Below are 15,822 nucleotides of genomic sequence, written 5' to 3' on the forward strand. Positions count from 1 at the left end.
CATGGAACTGCTCGCCAGAGATACCACGGTAAGCTGAGGCCCTATCTTTTAGAAGGTGGGGTTCATGGATCGCACTCACTATTGCTCGTACCTTCAAGCAAGCTAACAGCCATATGATCAACATAATCAGAGAAAGACAGTTCAAAAAAGCATTCCGAAGGGTGGGTGGGAAAGCGGCCGCTGGAACTAAGTCATTTAGCCGTCTTGCGTGTGCAACCATTGAAGAAGGCGTCAATCTAGGGCATGTACGAATAGAGGCCCCGGAGCTGTCAATTGGAGCGCATTCATACATTAGAAGTGGAACAGAGTTGTCAGTGGTTTCTGAAATTGGTCGATTTTGCTCGATAGGGTCTGACTGTACTATTGGCCAGGAGAAACACACTCATCCTTCTGATTGGGTGAGCACGCACCCATTCCAGTACGAGGATGGAGATCTGAGTTATACCCCACAACTCTCTTGGGCTAGGATAGGACATGATGTTTGGTTCGGCCATGGCGCTACTGTACTAGAGGGGGTTCGTGTCGGTACTGGCGCAATTATTGCCACAAAGGCGATGGTTACGCGTGACGTACCTCCATACGCGATTGTGGCGGGCAATCCAGCTAAGATCATAAAATATCGCCACAAAGAAGATATTATACGGCGCCTTCTGAGTAGCGAATGGTGGAACCTTTCTGTTGAATATCTCAAAAGTCTGCCATCCAATAATCCGGAGGAATTTTTGAATGCAATCGAGAATTCATCAGGGCCTCTCCCGAAAGCAACATACTCAGTGCTGAGAGTTTCAAATAAGAAAGTGCAGTGAGCATTCGCTTTTTGCGGGCAAGAAAAGGCAATTTATTTCCCTTTCCAGGGTAAAATAATTGCCTGCCCCAGTCAGCATTAAATCTTTGATGCCGGGTTGAGATGCATAATTCGAGTTATTTCATGTATGCATCTCCCCGCATTGATAATGCTGTCAGAGTTTACAGAATTAAACTTTTTCTAAAATCTATTTAGACATGCCAAATTGGTCGCCCACATATCACGTCGATTGTAGCTTGGGATATTAAGCCCATCGAAAGTCGGGTTGTCTCCTGCCTTAATTTTAAGTGCCTGTTTGGCAGCTTATTTATAACAGTAGACAAGCCGAGTGCCGTCTATGTCTGCATACCAGTTTCCGTTAGAATAGGTTAGCTGTTTTGTGTTTCCGGAAGTATAACCAAGTGTACATAACTTCCAAACGCCCAAGCTGCCATTCGCCGATAATACATAGGGCCCGTCCAGCGTGCTGCCTGAGGCTTTCCACACACCGGATTGGCAAAACGCTAGTTCTTGCTGCACGAGTAAGTACTGGCACCAGTAGCACCTAAACCAATGCTTCCGAGCAAATTAGGACCTGTCATAGCTAAGGAGTATCCTCCAGGGCAGTTTGGCAGATAGATACCATTGCACGGAGCGACCGAATACCACCCGTATCCATTCAGATAAGACGCTCCACCACATAAGCTACCAGGTAGTTCGCTGCTTGTACGCCACACACCGGATTGGCAACCTAGCCTCTTTGGAGGGTGATCTTGCTCCCACAAGCGCTTACAGCTGCTGTTGCTCAGGAGGTTTTTTCTGCTGATTTTCCCCCGCATCAAGTGCTTCAACGCCCCGTGTTTCGGGACGTTGAAGCATGTGACGTCTGCGACTTTCGCTATAAAAAAGTATTATGCCGCTGCTAGGGATTCTCCGATCAAGTCAGCACAGGCCATCTGACCTGTGCTGAAATAGCCCTCCGTCCAACTGCCTTCTACAAGTCCGCCATCCCATGAGTCAGATGAGTTTTTCCGATTTCGAGTACGCCGGCAAGCGCAAGCAAACCCGTCGCGAGCGTTTCCTGGCCGAGATGGAACAGGTGGTTCCGTGGAGTGGACTGGTGGCGTTGATCGAGCCTCACTACCCAAAGGCTGGCGGTGGCCGCAAGCCTTATCCTCTGGAAACCATGCTGCGCATTCACCTGCTGCAGAATTGGTTCTCTTTGAACGATCCCGCCATGGAAGAGGCGCTGTACGAGATCACTTCGATGCGCCAGCTCGCTCGTCTGACGCTCAGCGCTCCGATCCCCGAAGACACGACGATCATGAACTTCCGGCACCTGCTGGAGAAGCATCAGTTGGCAGCCGGCATTCTGGAAACCATCAACAATTACCTGCAAGACAAGGGCCTGTCGTTGCGCCAGGGCACCATTGTCGACGCTACCATCATCCACGCGCCCAGTTCGACCAAGAACAAGGAAGGCAAGCGCGATCCTGAAATGCATCAAACGAAGAAGGGCAACCAGTACTATTTCGGCATGAAGGCCCACATCGGCGCGGATGCTGAATCGGGTCTGGTGCATCACGTTCATGGCACCGCCGCGAACGTAGCTGACGTGACGGAGGTCGCTCAGCTATTGCATGGCGACGAGAATGTCGTGTGTGCGGATGCGGGTTACACAGGCGTGGAAAAGCGGCCAGAACACGAGGGACGGCAGGTGATATGGCAGGTCGCTGCCCGCCGCAGCACCTACAAACACTTGAACAAACGCAGCGTGCTCTACCAAGCCAAGCGCAAGATCGAAAAGGCCAAGGCGCAAGTGCGTGCGAAGGTGGAGCACCCGTTCCGGGTGATCAAACGCCAGTTCGGCTATGTAAAGACTCGTTTTCGCGGCTTGGCCAAGAACACGGCGCAACTGACCACGCTGTTTGCCCTGTCGAATCTGTGGATGGTGCGCCGGCAATTATTGCCTGCTGCGGGAGAGGTGCGCCCGTGAGTCCAGATAACCAAGGCTTTGCCTTGGTTATCCAATAATCAGCGACTGAAAAGCGGGCTTTTCGGCATCCCTAAGCCGCCCATTTCCGACTGATGAGCAACTTGTTCGGAGTTTCCCTAGCGGGTCGATCATGACGATGTCAGCCTCATGGACGATGTCCTGATATTGATCCGGCTGGGGTATGGTCTCGGCATCCCGTATTGAGGTCATCAGACGCCTCAACAGTTGGTCTTGTGCCAAGGTAATGGCAGATTCTTTGGTAGCAGCTGACGCCGTAAGCCCTTCGAAGTCCAAGAGCCGAATCGTCACTATGTTGCTTGTCCGAGCTACAGAGGCGGGATACGGAACAAGGTGGTTGATGACCACCTGGCGGCCACGGCTCTTCCCTCCTTCCAACTTTTTGACCAGACGCTGCGCCTTGAGATGGGTGTACCTTTTGAGCATTGAAAGCGATTTATGACCGCTGATCGCGGCGACCTCCATCATGTCTAAGGTTCCCAGCTCAAAGAGCCTGCTAATCGCCTCGTGTCGTAGGTCATGAAAGTGGAGGTCCTCAATTCCAAGCCGGAGCAGCATGACTCGCCATGTGGTCTTGAGTCCTGCATTCGTATAGGAGAACACCCGGCCATTGCCGACGATACCTAGCTGGATCAAAGCGTCTCGTGCCTTAATTGAGAGAGGGACATCTCGGCGAGTTCCGTTCTTTGTATCGGAGAGATGTGCAATACGCGTTTTGAGATTGATGTGTTCCCACGTGAGGTTGAGGATTTCACCTTGCCGCATCGCTGTTTCCAAGGCCACGACAACGATCGCGTAGAGCTCGGAGTTCCCATAGTTGTGGGCGTAGCGGAGGATCAGGCGTTCCTCTCTTGATGTCAGCCGACGCTCACGCCCAGGTGGCATTTTGGGTTTTCTAACCTTGAGGACCGGATTGTCATCGCAGATGCCCCACTCGATGCGGCCAAGTTCGAACAGATTCGACAGCAACGACATTTCGAGACGAACTGTCGCCGGCGAGATCTGTTGCCCGGTTTTGCTGTTGGTCTGCTGAAGCCTTTCATCTCGGTAGGTCGCGATATCTACTGTTGTGATCTCGCGGACGATTTTCTCACCCAGGATCGAGTTACCTAACTGCTGAATGCGATAACATTCTTGCTTATAGCCCTTCTTGAGAATCGAGACTTCTCTCTCGGTAGTGATCAAGGGCTTCGCGAAGAGTCTTGGTTGTCATGTATCTCGTCCAACTGGGTTTGGATGTGATTGGCGAGCTCTAGAATGCTCAATCCGAACACGTCACAGAGAGAAACCAGTGTGTCGAGCGTAGGGGAGCGCTCCCCGCGCTCGAGGACCGAGATGTAGGTGCGATCTAGGCCAGCTTCAAACCCAAGCTTCTCTTGAGTGAGGTTGGCCGTTTTTCGCAGGTTTCGAAGTGCGCGGCCAAAGGCCACATTGTGTTTACGAAAACGGATAAGACTGTCCCAGCTCGACACGTGAAAAGCTGGATTTTTGGGGATTCAGACTATAGTCGTCTTCCGCTTATAAGCGGAAATCATCCCTCTTTTGCCCTCATGGCTTCTCGTAATGACCCTTCACCAGATCGGCTCTGGACGCCCCGACTTGAATTTCATAACCCCCTTTCAACTGATCCAGCCCTACCCATCAAGTAATCTGCAGACCTGTTCTTTTGTCTTGGAGCTGCAATGATCAACGATATTCTCAAGCGCGTTACCCAGTGGATCGTGGGGGAGGACACGGGTCTTTCCGCGATAGCGATTTGGTCGAGCATGATGGGCGTCCATCCCGAGGATGGCTTCTGCACACCGTCCGATCCTTCTGACCTGGGCCGATGCCTGCGCTTGCTGGAGCTGGTGCCCGAGTGGATGGAGCGAATTTCTGAGATGGCCACCCACGGACGCGAATGGGCTGCTCTCGTTTCGCACTGGGAGGAACTCCATCAGCTGATGGCCGATGAGGTTGGGATCGACTGGAGTAAGGGGAACATTGCCCTACGCACCCACGAACGAATGAAGGCCATTCAAAAACAACATCGAACCTGAATCACATTCGCACTGGTTCTGGCACAGCCGGAGTGTCCTGATCATTTCCGGGTGATCAATTGGCCAGTTGGCCAGCTCCATCGAACCGCCGCAGATAAATCTGCGGCCGTGAGTGAGAATGAAACGATGCGCACCACGCGACTCAAACACAAAGTCAGCGCCCCGGGCCAGGGTGAATTGTTCGCTGTCGACCAGATTGCGGGCATCTACAAGGCCAACCCAGACAAGCCCCTGACGAACACCGCGCTCTACGAGATCGTCACCAGCCACCTTGGTGTTTCAACGGAAGCTTTGAACGAGCTTGCGCCTGTTGGGGAGAGTGGGCAGAAACACAGCCTGGTTCGCCGCGCTATCCGGTGGACTCAGCAATCTCTGAAACAGATGGGTATCATCGAGCGCGTCAACGGAGAGCGCGGCGTGTGGCGCTTGACCGAAGTTGCCAAACGCGACCTCAATCCAGCGAAGTCTGGTGTGAAGGTGCTCGGCTTTCGTACTGACCTGGGCCTGGCGATCTGGGGGCCAAGTGCGGATATCTTCAAAAGGCTCACAGTACCAGTAGTGCTTGCGATCCAATCTCCACCATACCCGTTGAGGAAGGAAAGGGCTTACGGCAACCCGAATGAGCGGGAGATCGTCGACTTCATCTGCGCCACGCTTGAGCCTGTGGTCGAGGCGTTGGCAGAAGAAGGTAGTCTCGTCTTGAACGTATCGCAGGATTGCTTCCTCCCGGGACTCCCGGCGCGCTCGACCTATGTGGAGCGCCTGGTATTGGAGGTCTGCGATCGATTTGGGCTCTACCTGATGGACCGGCTCATCTGGGAGAACCCTTCGAAGGCTCCGGGTCCGGTACAGTGGGCTTCGAAATCCCGTCAGCAACTCAATGTTGGGTATGAGCCTGTCCTCTGGTTCGCGCGCAACCCGTTGAAATGCAAATCGAACAACAACCGCGTCCTCCAGCCGCATTCCGAACGGCATCTGCGGCTGATCCAGAATGGGGGCGAAAAACGCCACACGAACTATGGTGATGGCGCATATCGCCTACGCCCGGGCAGTTTCAGCAACGAGACTGTCGGATCGATCCCGAAGAATGTGATCACCCGCGGACACCGTTGCGCCTACGGCACCCAGCACCGCAAAGCCGCCGAGGCCCTTGGCCTGCCGACCCACGGTGCCCCGATGCCGTTCTCTATCCCAGAATTCCTGATCCAGTTTCTGACTGAGGAAGGCGATCTTGTAGTGGACGCCTGGGCCGGTCGCAACATGACATCCCTGGCAGCCGAGTTGCTCGGCCGCACCTGGATGTCGGGCGAACTGATGCTGCAGCACATCCGCACTGGCGCTGAATTGTTCCGTGGACGGCCAGGGTTCTGGCTCAATCCACAGATCGCTGCTGCTTTCGGCCGCTGAATCCCACGAAGGTTCTTCGAATAGCCCCTTGGCCGTTATCCTCAAACACTGATGGCGCGCCGTGGGTTCGGCCCTACAACTGGGGCGGATTGACAGCTATGCAGCCAACTAAGTCCCGAGAATGGCTGGGATTCAACACAACGGAGAAAGGCGTTATGCGTGACACATGGGCAAAGGTCCTTCGCTTCAGTTTGGACTGCCTCGGGCATCCGGCCTCCCTTGGTCATATGCTGCAGCAAAACCGCGATCTGAGGTTCGATATACCAGGGCAGCCCTGTTCGATTGCCTCATCGGAGGTCGTTCGGTGGCACGAGTGGGGCAAGGGGAGCTACTTGACCGGAAACTGGCGAGCACCAGGGGAGCTGCTTGGATGGAAGGCTGTTGGAACCGAATTCTGCAGCTACCACCACACCATCGATGCGCTGGCCAACGTTGGCTACACAGAGATCGTCGAGTCCTGGGAGTGTGAGATCCAGGATGTCCAGGGGCTTTGTGCCTCCAAGTCGGAGCTTCGAGGTTTCGAGAGCCTCGATGCTATGGCTGTGGCCAGGACGCAGTATCTCGTAGGGCAAATCACTCACGCGAACCTTGAAAAGAGCCTGGGGTGGTACGAGATCCGCATCCTTCATCGCGACTCCACCGACGACTTCTTTGCATGCCACCAGTGGGACGGCCGAGTTTTCTTGATGAACTCTGGGGGTTCCCATCATTTCGTGGCTGGCCGCTACCTGGCTGCCCGGTTGGAAGTTCCCGTTCCTCTGAAAGGCCTTCTGCGCGTCCACCGCCTTTCTCAGGCCGCGGTGTCTCAGCTGGTTGGCGAGTATGAGGTGTTTGCCCTGAGTGATGATTCAGAGGCTTTCCAACGATTCTTCGATGCAATGAGGGAATACCGGGCCGGTTTCCTTTGGACACCGTTGCCTCGCCACCTCGACGGTCGGGCGGTATTTCTCCCTCGAGGGGATGCAAGGGCAATGAGGATAGTTCCCTTGATGCGCGCGGCAGGCCACTTCGATCTGGGAGCGCACCTCCTGGAACTATCTGCAAGGCCAGTACGTCTCCCCATTGCCTCTGCTCGCCGGCAGATGGAGCCTGTTGAGTAACCTATGGATAGCCAGACCCCGACTTGGAGAGAGTTCAGGCCAAGCAGCTTGACGCGCCGGGATATGGCGGGTGCGGCCCAGCCGCATGATGAAAACGATCAGCCAGAAGCCGACTATTGGCTGGCGTGGCCGCCGTACATTACCGGTGACAAGTCGGATATTGGTCATCCCTCGAAGGTGATGCGCCGTCGATTCCGCTCCCGCGAAGCTGCGATGGCGTATGCCGACCGCACCTGGCCCATTGATCCTAACTCTACCTGGCCGACTTCGCCTTACCGGCCTCAAGCTCGAGAAGACTCATGAATACCTTCGCCGTAGATGCAGAGTCCCTAATTGCGGTTGCCATCCCCGAGCAGGTTGTCACCTCCTCATTGAGCCCCATCATCGAGATCCACACCGCTGGCCTCAACGACCTTCCCCACCCCCTGTCCACCGCCACGCTTTGGGTGGCCATGCTGTGAGTCATGGCCTCATGCCGATCCAGACTGGGAGGGGCTGTATTTCATCAACCTGGCGATTCAGGCTGATCACATGTTCTCCCAGGTTGGGCCCGACAATCAGTTCCTGACGCTGGATGTGAGGCCGGGGACCGTTTTTCTGACCAATCCTCTGGCCCTTCACTGGCTGCAGCCGAGCGATAAGCAATTGAACCGGATCGCGGAAGGACTGCAGGAGCGACGTAATGGCTACATCGGCCTGCAGTGGGAAGTCGCCTATCACGAGATAGATGCGAAGGTTCTTTGGTTGAAGGAAGAGCTAGAGAAGCTCGGAAACGTCGAGCAGCTGGGCTGCGACATTGCCCCCTTGCTTATCCAACCGGATGCGGACTATGTCCAGGCCCCACCTGGTCACGATTTCGTAATTGGCCCGGAGGTTCGGGCTTTGCCCCGCCGTAAGAGCTGACCAACCATACCAAGCGGCACCGGTTCTGGCACAACCTATCCCACCGAATACTGCGCCCATCTAGAAACTGATGGAGCGCAGTATGTCACCCGCAAAGCAGCACACCGACAACCTGGCTAAACTTATTCATTCGGTGGGCTATCACCCACCCCGCGAGGTCTTTCAAGACTTCTGCGAGATGGCAGCCGTGGCGGTCTCAAACGCAGTAGACGTGCTCCACCGGGAGGCACGGGAAGCCCAGTACATGCGGCTGATCCAAAGGTACAAGCCGAAGGATCAACACCTATTCCGTGCAATGCTCGATGAGTTACAGCAGGCCCTGGAAAAAAAACCCAGCGATATCTTGGGAAGGCTGTTCATGGAGGTAGGTGGCTCGAATTCTCGGAGTGGACAGTTTTTCACCCCAGAATCTATCAGCCAGGTCCTTACGGACCTGACGCTTGCTGATACAGGACATGTTCATAATCTTATCGAGGAGCGAGGGTTCATCACCCTTTCGGAACCCTCTTGTGGGGCTGGTGCGATGGTCATCGCGTTTGCACTTCGCCTGCGAGAAATGGGCATCAACTACCAGCAGCACCTGCACGCCACCCTGGTCGATATCGACTGCAGGGCCGTCCACATGGCGTATCTGCAACTGAGTCTTTTGCATATTCCGGCCGTGGTGGTGCACGGAGATACGTTGACCCTCAAGCAGCACAGCAGTTGGTACACCCTAGCCCACGCAATGGGACTCTTTGGTATCAAACTGCGGCGGGGGTTCACCTTGGATAGTGCAAGGGGGCGGGAGTTGCTTGGAAATCAATCTGGTCAAGAGGACGCCGACTCTCTGCATGAGCGGAGGATGGACATGGCGATCGTCTGATCAGCTCTCTTGTTCAGCGTCATCCAGCGGGCCGGGATTTCCGCGTGACCCTTTGACTTTGGAGCATTGGGAGCGCCCGTTATCCTCTTTTCTTCGATGTAAACCCAGGGGGATCGGTGTGAACGAGAAACAGAATGCGCTGATGGCCGTTGCTGTTGGTGCCGTGGTGCTCGCATTTTCCGCGGGTGGCTTTTTCATCGCTCTAGACGCGAAGAAGACGGCCGACCAGTACGCCAGGGAAGTCGATCAGCTGAAGCAAGAGATTGCTGTCCTACAGGGGCGATCCGGAGAGGCCGATGCCAAGATCGAGGGGGTGGTCAGACTGGTGAAAGAACTAGTCGAGTTTGCTCGCAGCCCTGCGGCAGCCGGCAAAGATGCTAACGGTAAGGGGCCGTCGTCTGAGCACGCCAGCCTGCTTGGAGTAACCACTAGCGAGGCCAACTCTGACCCAAGATCGACTTCTACCGTCGGTGCCGGGGTCAGCGGCCCCAAGACCAACGCTCCGGCCGAACGGCTGGGTAATGCACAGAAAGGTCCTGGGCCGGTTACTCCTGACAAAGTCGATAGCCTGCTGGTGGAGCGAATCAGTAGCAACTGGCACCGTCCGCCGAGTGCAAAGGATGGCATGCAGGTCACCATTGAAATCGAGATGGATCGGAAGGGCGTGATTAAGCAAGTCCGTGTTCATCAGTCGAGCGGCAGTAAGGCCTTTGACACCTCCGCTGTCAAAGCAATCCAGGACGTGAAGGCAATCCCGGAAATAGCCTCCCTTCCCTCCGACGTGTACCAGAGCCTCTACAAGAACAGAAAAGTGCTCTTCACCCCCGAAAGCCTTGGCAAATGATCGCAGTACAGCCTAAGTCCAGTTCGGCCACCGCTTCGCCAAAAGGAGTTTCAACCGGTGCACCGCCTTACCCAACATAGTGACGACCCCGCCGAACTAGTGCCTCTGGATCTGAGCGAGGACCAGAAGGCCGCCATCAAGGCCACAGTCAAGAAGGCTCAACAGAGTCTCGCCTTTTTACCGTTCCTTCTCGAACAAAGCACCGTGCCTGGCCTGACCCGTGCCCAAGCGCGCATGGCGATGGAAACGACCGAATTTGAGCTGGCCACCCTAAGCCGCTTGCTCGGTGTCGATACGGAGTCGAAAGCGACTATCGAGCAGTGTTTCGGCGAACTGCGTAAGGCCAATATGCGCATTCGCGACTTGGAGGCGCTGCTGGGCCGGCAGATGCCGGCGGAGGCCATACAGCCGGCACTCGGCAACTTGGCCCGCCAGTTGCGCGATTGGTGGCGGCTGGAGGGCTTCGGCCATACCAGCGAAATTCAGTTCGGGGAATATAGCTGGCAGGTAAGGTTTTCCCTGCAGTCCCTTTCTGCTCGACCGCTCATTGCCGGCGCTGAGCATCTGTCCCACGCCGAGCGCAAGGCGCTCTGGCTGGGCGACCTGGAGCGCCGTGGCTTCGTCCTGCACGACGACGACGGCAAAGGCGTGACCGACTGCCCGGCATCCCGCGATGCACTTCGGGCGCTGTTTGCCGAGCGCTTCCCGGGGACGCACAAGATCGCCCAATTCGTCAGCCGTGAAGGCGACCACGCTTCCAAGCTGGTCAGCGTCGAGGTGTACGTCTATGACCTGGCGCAAATCCTAACTTTGCCCGTGCCGCCGCCGAAGACCCAAGACGTAGACGCCTGAACCCATTGATCAGGTCAAAAAAAGAGAGGGGGCCTATGCCGAGTCCTGAGCATGACAAGCTGACAGCCATGGGGGCCAGGTGGTTCAAGAGAAACGGCTTCCCTGTGGTTACTACCGAAATTTGGGCAGCAGGGAGCCGTGAGCGGCCCGATGTTCTGGGATTCCGTTCCATGTGTTCCGGAGTGATTGAGGTGAAGGTCAGCCTCAGTGACTTCCGGGCCGATCGCTTGAAGCCGGAGCGGGTTTCCGGAGGCTTGGGCAATTACCGTTTCTACCTCTGCCCGGAGGGGGTGATACGGCCGGAAGACCTTCCTGCCCGTTGGGGCTTGCTGTACGCAAACGGAAGATCTGTTGTGCCGGTGGTTAGCCCCCCTGGTAACCTTTGGCCAGGCGTTCCCCGTAACGCGCTCGAGGAGGACCTGGCGGCTGAGTGGCTCCCCTTCCTCCACCGCCCCGACCTCGATGCGGAACGGGCCGCCCTATTCTCAATCGCGCGCCGACTCAGTTGAAGTCCCCGCTCCTTGCTGCCAGCCTGTCCTGAAGATCACGGAACAGGTTGTCAGCATGGCAGACAGCAGCATCTTCACCAACAGTCCCGGCCAGGACCAAATCCTCAGGCCATTCCAGCGGCTCATCTCTACAGCGTCGCATATCCGGCTTGCAGCGCCCTACTTCACTCGCCCGGGCGAGATATTGGAGGCTGCGGAACGTGGCGCGAAGATCGATCTCCTGGTGGGGCTCAATCCAGCGACGAATCCCGCCGCCCTGCGCCAAGCACTCGAAGCCGACAACTGCTCCATCCGGTACTTCACGGATGGCTTCCACGCCAAGATCTTCCTCTTCGATGGCGTGGCCATGTTGGGCTCAGCAAACCTCACGGATGGCGGCCTGGTCAGCAATCGAGAAGCAGTCGTTCTGCTCGACCAGCCTGGCGATGAAGAGCGGATCAGCGACCTCGAGGCGCTGTTCGCTGTGCTTTGGGACAGTGCAGAGGTTTTAACCAGGCAGGTCTATCTGAAATTCAAGGATGCTTGGGAGAAGGCCAGTCGGATGGACAGTCGGGATACCCCATTCCAAAGCCTCGCTGGTGTAGAGCCTCCAACTGTCCTTGCCGGCAGCGGACATAAGACCGCTCAGCAGCATTACCTCAGTGATCTGAGGAAGACTATCTATGAGCAATACCTGCCGGCGTTTGAGGAGGTCGCCGCAATCCTTCGTGAGCAAGGCACTCGCCGACCAGAATTCAACGGCCTTGCATGGGGGCCGGAGGTGAACCGCTACTTGAACTGGGTGCGACTCGAGCACGCCCCAGGAGATTCCACGTGGCAGGATGCCCCCATCCGCCGGCCTCAAGATCGAAGGACCCAAATCCAAACCTTGGTAATGGAATGGCTTTCCACCGCTACTCCTCAGATTCCAGAGGACTACTTCGAACTGCTGGAAACACTGCACGCGGTGATGGAGAGCCCGGAGTCGATTCGTGCCAGCAGCAAGGAGCAGATCGCTGCAGCACTGATGTGTGTCCACGCATTCTCCGAGCAGCTCCGTTTCACATTGGGTGGCGCCGAGGTCCTGCCGGCCAAGTTTTGGGAAGGAAACCGGGAGGACCTCGGTCGTGTTCAGGACACCCTGATTTACCTGATTCATGGCCACGAGGAGTTTGCCGCGTGCATTGGCTCCGTACTTTACGATCCGAAGTACAAACTCGCATCCTTCGGCCGATTCTGTGCATTGGAGTTGGTCGGAACGCTGAAGCCAGAACAGGTGCCCCCAATAAACGGACGCATGGCCAAGGCGCTGCGGTTTCTCGGATTTGACGTCCGCGCCACATAGAGACTTCGGGCGATCGAGCATTTTCTCAGGCACCGGCTAGTATCACATTGCAACCATCGAGAAAGCCGCGGCCGGCGCTGTGGGGTGACTGAAAGTCAGCGAGGACGGGGCTCATACCTTTACGTCAAGGAGGACAGCGCATGAGCCTGTTACTTGGTCCCATCCTTCATTTCCGCGGCATCCACAACGATCTGTACCAAGTCTCTGCTCTTGTTGTCCTGGATAAAGGTGACCCCAAACCGAAGCCTGAGCCCACAAACTGCGTGGTCGACAAGGTCACCCGTATCGCTTCTATCCCATTCGGAAGTCCAACCCAGGATGTCTGGAGGGTTGACTTATCAACGTCTCAAAAAGCTGCTAAGTCGCAGCAGTGCTCCTGCAGTGTGTCAGGAGGCAAGGCAAGCTTCTTCGTTCCTGCCCTTGGGGAGTCACCGAGGGTTGCCTATGGCTCGTGCAACGGTTTCTCTGCTGACAAGTACCGCAAGAAGGTGAAGGACAGGCAGAACGAACGCTGGTTCGACATGGCTGCTCGTCACAAGATCAAGGGTAAAGAATTCCATGTCCTGGTCATGGGGGGAGACCAGGTCTACACCGATGACTTGATGGTGATACCCGGAGAGATGAAGGACTGGGCAGATCTTTGGCATAGCAAGCAGGTAGCTGCGAAATGGTCACGAAAGCTGGAAAAGCAGGTCGACGAATACTTCACCCAACTCTATGTCCAGCGCTGGAATCAAGCCGGGCCGCGCGAGATGCTGCAGGCGATCCCCTACGTGGCCATGTGGGACGACCACGACATCACCGATGGGTGGGGCTCATATCCTCAGGACCTGCATGAGTGCGACGTCTACCAGAACCTCTTTCGATTGGCGACGCGGTACTACAGACTCTTTCAGCAGCAGCTGGCAGAGGACGAGGTCCATCCCTCTGCAGTACCCAACCAGAGTCCGCAGGCTAAAGGATTCAGCCTTGCCTACTCTGGTCTTGGCGAGGTCGCATTCTTGGTACCTGACCTGCGCAGCGAACGTCACCCTGATCTACAGAGTCCCAGTGGATTCCGTCCTACACAGATTGCTTCGGAGTACACATGGAATGGCATTTATGCTTGGCTGGATCAGCTCGATACCACCAGACACAAGCATTTGATCGTTTATTCCAGCCTACCAGTCGCCTACCTGGACCTTAATGCCGCGGAGGTGGCTCTCAATGCTTTGCCTGGGCAATGGGAGCTTGAGGACGATCTCCGCGATCATTGGCGGAGCAAACCACACCGTGATGAAAGGCAGCGATTGATCAAGCGCTTGCTGAATTTCTCTGCGAAAGGCACTCGGGTGACCATTGTGAGCGGTGACGTCCATGTCGCTGCGGCGGCCGTAATCGAGTCGAGCCTTCCGCAACATGGGAATGGTGCAGGAGCTATCTTCCAACTGGTATCTACCGGGATCGTGCACACCCCGCCTCCAGCGGTGGCCGTGTACTTCATGGAGACGTTCGGGGCAGGTGAAGAGGTCATCGAGTACGGAGTGAAGGCCCGTATGCTGCCAATCGGCTTCAAAGGCCATTACTTGGTACCGGAACGGAACTGGCTTAGCCTGGAGCCTGATGGAAAGGGACGAATCTGGGCCAATTGGCATGTGGAGGGGCATGATCACCTGCTGACCCAGGTGATCGATCCAGTCGTCCTGCCTACAGTGCTCCAGCCTGTCGTTGTGAATCAGTAGGCGTGACTACTCGGCGACGATCTGGGCCGGCCAGCGAGCGCTGGCCAGGGAAGACTGAGGGAAGCGGGTGATCCTTCCCTCAGCGCTAGTCAGGAGGTAGTCACCGGTCATTGGCTCAATTCGGAGAGTGCCGTGCAACTCGCACACGGCGCTGGCGCAGTTTCTCAATCTGACCGTGGCGTTCTCTGCTTCAAAGATCATTGCCGCAAGGCGGTCCATGTTCCAGATGGCGATCAAGCCAAGGATCAACAGCGGATTCACCACCTCGGTCTTGAAACTTTTCAGCTTGTCACCACGCCGCAATTCAGTGCTTCTCCGGAATCACAAAGTCACCATTCGGCCGGCGAAGCGCCACACGACCCCCATCGCGCAGGACACTCCATTCCTCCTTCTTCAGGCTCCCGCCTGCAGCTACGTCGGGAAACTTCATGTGCACCTCGGTTGCTGTCGGCGAAACCTCAACGCATCCCTTGCTGTCCTCATCGGGAGTGAGACCGAATAACTTGGCCATAACGCCGTCCGGCGGTTGGCAAGCGTCTTCGCCGATGATCGGTGTGGCCTTGCCGTTGATCATGACTTTGTAACCCGGAAAGAATACTAGGCTGATCGGCTTTTGCAGGTCTGGGTTCTGGGCGATAAACGCCTGGCTGACATTGGCAGCCTTTTCGGTTACGGCATCACAGCCGGCTACCGATGCCAGTACGAGTGACAAAACGATGGAAGGTTTCATGGTCGAGCTCAGTATTGGGGGTGCTGGTGATGATAACGGTCGACGAGAAGATTTCTCGGGGATATGGCGGCCTGGGTGATCTCCTACAGGAGTGCCTGGACTGATGTTGGGATTTTTCCAAGCTTGGGTTCTGGCACGGAGAGGGGGCCGGAGAATAGTCATCACCGTTCAACAGCACTTCAGAAGGAGCTCCAAATGACCAACTTCACCTCCGGCTTCAACACCACCAACCTCAAGGTTCTTCGTGGCTTGATCAACAGCGCGCTGGCCAACCTCCATCCCGAAATCAGCATTGAGGCTGGAAAAATCACTTACGACCCGCAGGGGACCTGCACTATCAAGGTCGAGGCCACGGTCAAGGGCGCAAAGACCAAAGTCCAAACTGAACTCGAACAAGCAGCCAACCTCTACGGGTACGACATGTCCCAAACTAAACCGCATACCAGCCTTGGCCCCTGCAAGCTGGTGGGTTTCAACTCCCGGGCCAGAAAGTCGCCATGGATCGTTGAGTGTCCGAAGGGGCGCTATAAGCTCGAAGGCGATGTAGTTGAACGGATGTGGGGCCAGAGCAAGCAATAATCACATTCGTCACGCGAGGGCGCTGCCACCACTGGCAGCGTTCAAATCGCCCAGGTCTGCGTTAGGATGCTTAGGGAAGGTCTGAAAAAGACTTCCCGAATCTGGTGAAATACGCCGATCCCGCCAGCCGAGTTTTTCCATGAAGCAGATG

Annotated in this window: 17 protein-coding genes; 13 read left to right on the forward strand and 4 right to left on the reverse strand. The window is 56.0% G+C overall.

Annotated elements, in window-relative coordinates; genetic code table 11:
- Positions 1-113: 113 nt before the first annotated feature.
- Both ACGLHT_RS29125 and ACGLHT_RS29130 read left to right on the forward strand, forming a co-directional pair.
- Positions 114-806 carry a CatB-related O-acetyltransferase gene (locus ACGLHT_RS29125; RefSeq protein WP_274121200.1) on the forward strand — a complete coding sequence of 231 codons (693 nt, stop codon included), beginning with the start codon at positions 114-116 and terminating at the stop codon, positions 804-806.
- 990 nt (positions 807-1,796) lie between these two features.
- Positions 1,797-2,780: an IS5-like element IS2000 family transposase gene (locus ACGLHT_RS29130; protein ID WP_274121187.1), complete on the forward strand. Its 984-nt coding sequence runs from the start codon at positions 1,797-1,799 to the stop codon at positions 2,778-2,780.
- 27 nt (positions 2,781-2,807) lie between these two features.
- Here ACGLHT_RS29130 and ACGLHT_RS29135 read toward each other — a convergent pair whose 3' ends face one another.
- Both ACGLHT_RS29135 and ACGLHT_RS29140 read right to left on the reverse strand, forming a co-directional pair.
- Positions 2,808-3,983, reverse strand: coding sequence for a site-specific integrase (locus ACGLHT_RS29135; RefSeq protein WP_274121188.1), 1,176 nt, complete (start codon positions 3,981-3,983; stop codon positions 2,808-2,810).
- Complete coding sequence (locus tag ACGLHT_RS29140; RefSeq protein WP_327194140.1) at positions 3,980-4,270, reverse strand: helix-turn-helix transcriptional regulator; 291 nt, start codon at positions 4,268-4,270, stop codon at positions 3,980-3,982. Before ACGLHT_RS29140 ends, ACGLHT_RS29135 begins: the two co-directional genes overlap by 4 nt.
- A gap of 210 nt (positions 4,271-4,480) precedes the next feature.
- On the opposite strand from ACGLHT_RS29140, the gene ACGLHT_RS29145 reads away from it, so the two are divergent.
- From ACGLHT_RS29145 to ACGLHT_RS29190, 10 genes are all read left to right on the forward strand, one after another.
- Positions 4,481-4,837 (forward strand): hypothetical protein, encoded by a 357-nt coding sequence (locus tag ACGLHT_RS29145; protein ID WP_123084989.1) that lies wholly within the window; start codon positions 4,481-4,483, stop codon positions 4,835-4,837.
- Between the two features lie 126 nt (positions 4,838-4,963).
- Entirely contained in the window at positions 4,964-6,244 is a 1,281-nt protein-coding gene (locus ACGLHT_RS29150) for a site-specific DNA-methyltransferase (protein WP_274121189.1), read from the forward strand.
- Positions 6,245-6,399: 155 nt separating this feature from the next.
- Positions 6,400-7,344, forward strand: coding sequence for a DUF6685 family protein (locus ACGLHT_RS29155; RefSeq protein WP_274121190.1), 945 nt, complete (start codon positions 6,400-6,402; stop codon positions 7,342-7,344).
- A gap of 299 nt (positions 7,345-7,643) precedes the next feature.
- The gene (locus ACGLHT_RS29160; RefSeq protein ID WP_274085924.1) at positions 7,644-7,805 is read left to right on the forward strand and encodes a hypothetical protein; all 162 of its coding nucleotides are present in this window, start codon (positions 7,644-7,646) and stop codon (positions 7,803-7,805) included.
- Between the two features lie 70 nt (positions 7,806-7,875).
- On the forward strand, positions 7,876-8,247 hold the full coding sequence (locus tag ACGLHT_RS29165) for a hypothetical protein (RefSeq protein WP_274121191.1): 372 nt from the start codon (positions 7,876-7,878) through the stop codon (positions 8,245-8,247).
- Positions 8,248-8,329: 82 nt separating this feature from the next.
- The gene (locus ACGLHT_RS29170) at positions 8,330-9,112 is read left to right on the forward strand and encodes an N-6 DNA methylase (RefSeq protein WP_274121192.1); all 783 of its coding nucleotides are present in this window, start codon (positions 8,330-8,332) and stop codon (positions 9,110-9,112) included.
- A gap of 118 nt (positions 9,113-9,230) precedes the next feature.
- Complete coding sequence (locus ACGLHT_RS29175) at positions 9,231-9,956, forward strand: cell envelope integrity protein TolA (protein WP_274121193.1); 726 nt, start codon at positions 9,231-9,233, stop codon at positions 9,954-9,956.
- A gap of 57 nt (positions 9,957-10,013) precedes the next feature.
- Positions 10,014-10,808: a hypothetical protein gene (locus ACGLHT_RS29180; RefSeq protein ID WP_274121194.1), complete on the forward strand. Its 795-nt coding sequence runs from the start codon at positions 10,014-10,016 to the stop codon at positions 10,806-10,808.
- Between the two features lie 564 nt (positions 10,809-11,372).
- A complete protein-coding gene (locus ACGLHT_RS29185) occupies positions 11,373-12,641 on the forward strand; it encodes a phospholipase D family protein (RefSeq protein WP_274121195.1) in 1,269 nt (422 codons plus the stop codon).
- A gap of 140 nt (positions 12,642-12,781) precedes the next feature.
- A complete protein-coding gene (locus ACGLHT_RS29190; protein ID WP_274121196.1) occupies positions 12,782-14,362 on the forward strand; it encodes an alkaline phosphatase D family protein in 1,581 nt (526 codons plus the stop codon).
- A gap of 6 nt (positions 14,363-14,368) precedes the next feature.
- Here the strand turns inward: ACGLHT_RS29190 and ACGLHT_RS29195 are convergent, their stop codons facing one another.
- Positions 14,369-14,665, reverse strand: coding sequence for a hypothetical protein (locus ACGLHT_RS29195; protein WP_274121197.1), 297 nt, complete (start codon positions 14,663-14,665; stop codon positions 14,369-14,371).
- Between the two features lies 1 nt (position 14,666).
- On the reverse strand, positions 14,667-15,092 hold the full coding sequence (locus tag ACGLHT_RS29200) for a hypothetical protein (RefSeq protein WP_274121198.1): 426 nt from the start codon (positions 15,090-15,092) through the stop codon (positions 14,667-14,669).
- A 195-nt stretch (positions 15,093-15,287) separates the two neighbouring features.
- Between ACGLHT_RS29200 and ACGLHT_RS29205 the strand changes: the two genes are divergently transcribed.
- Positions 15,288-15,671 carry a hypothetical protein gene (locus ACGLHT_RS29205; RefSeq protein ID WP_274121199.1) on the forward strand — a complete coding sequence of 128 codons (384 nt, stop codon included), beginning with the start codon at positions 15,288-15,290 and terminating at the stop codon, positions 15,669-15,671.
- The last annotated feature ends 151 nt before the right edge of the window (positions 15,672-15,822 follow it).

This window comes from Pseudomonas sp. PsB (genome assembly GCF_043658375.1).
Taxonomy (GTDB): domain Bacteria; phylum Pseudomonadota; class Gammaproteobacteria; order Pseudomonadales; family Pseudomonadaceae; genus Aquipseudomonas; species Aquipseudomonas putida_Z.

Bases quoted from the DNA above. Each gene is read 5' to 3' on its own strand.
- ACGLHT_RS29125 (WP_274121200.1), top strand. From the start codon at position 114: ATGATCAACATAATCAGAGAAAGACAGTTCAAAAAAGCATTCCGAAGG.
- ACGLHT_RS29130 (WP_274121187.1), top strand. From the start codon at position 1,797: ATGAGTCAGATGAGTTTTTCCGATTTCGAGTACGCCGGCAAGCGCAAG.
- ACGLHT_RS29145 (WP_123084989.1), top strand. From the start codon at position 4,481: ATGATCAACGATATTCTCAAGCGCGTTACCCAGTGGATCGTGGGGGAG.
- ACGLHT_RS29150 (WP_274121189.1), top strand. From the start codon at position 4,964: ATGCGCACCACGCGACTCAAACACAAAGTCAGCGCCCCGGGCCAGGGT.
- ACGLHT_RS29155 (WP_274121190.1), top strand. From the start codon at position 6,400: ATGCGTGACACATGGGCAAAGGTCCTTCGCTTCAGTTTGGACTGCCTC.
- ACGLHT_RS29160 (WP_274085924.1), top strand. From the start codon at position 7,644: ATGAATACCTTCGCCGTAGATGCAGAGTCCCTAATTGCGGTTGCCATC.
- ACGLHT_RS29165 (WP_274121191.1), top strand. From the start codon at position 7,876: ATGTTCTCCCAGGTTGGGCCCGACAATCAGTTCCTGACGCTGGATGTG.
- ACGLHT_RS29170 (WP_274121192.1), top strand. From the start codon at position 8,330: ATGTCACCCGCAAAGCAGCACACCGACAACCTGGCTAAACTTATTCAT.
- ACGLHT_RS29185 (WP_274121195.1), top strand. From the start codon at position 11,373: ATGGCAGACAGCAGCATCTTCACCAACAGTCCCGGCCAGGACCAAATC.
- ACGLHT_RS29190 (WP_274121196.1), top strand. From the start codon at position 12,782: ATGAGCCTGTTACTTGGTCCCATCCTTCATTTCCGCGGCATCCACAAC.
- ACGLHT_RS29200 (WP_274121198.1), bottom strand. From the start codon at position 15,092: ATGAAACCTTCCATCGTTTTGTCACTCGTACTGGCATCGGTAGCCGGC.
- ACGLHT_RS29205 (WP_274121199.1), top strand. From the start codon at position 15,288: ATGACCAACTTCACCTCCGGCTTCAACACCACCAACCTCAAGGTTCTT.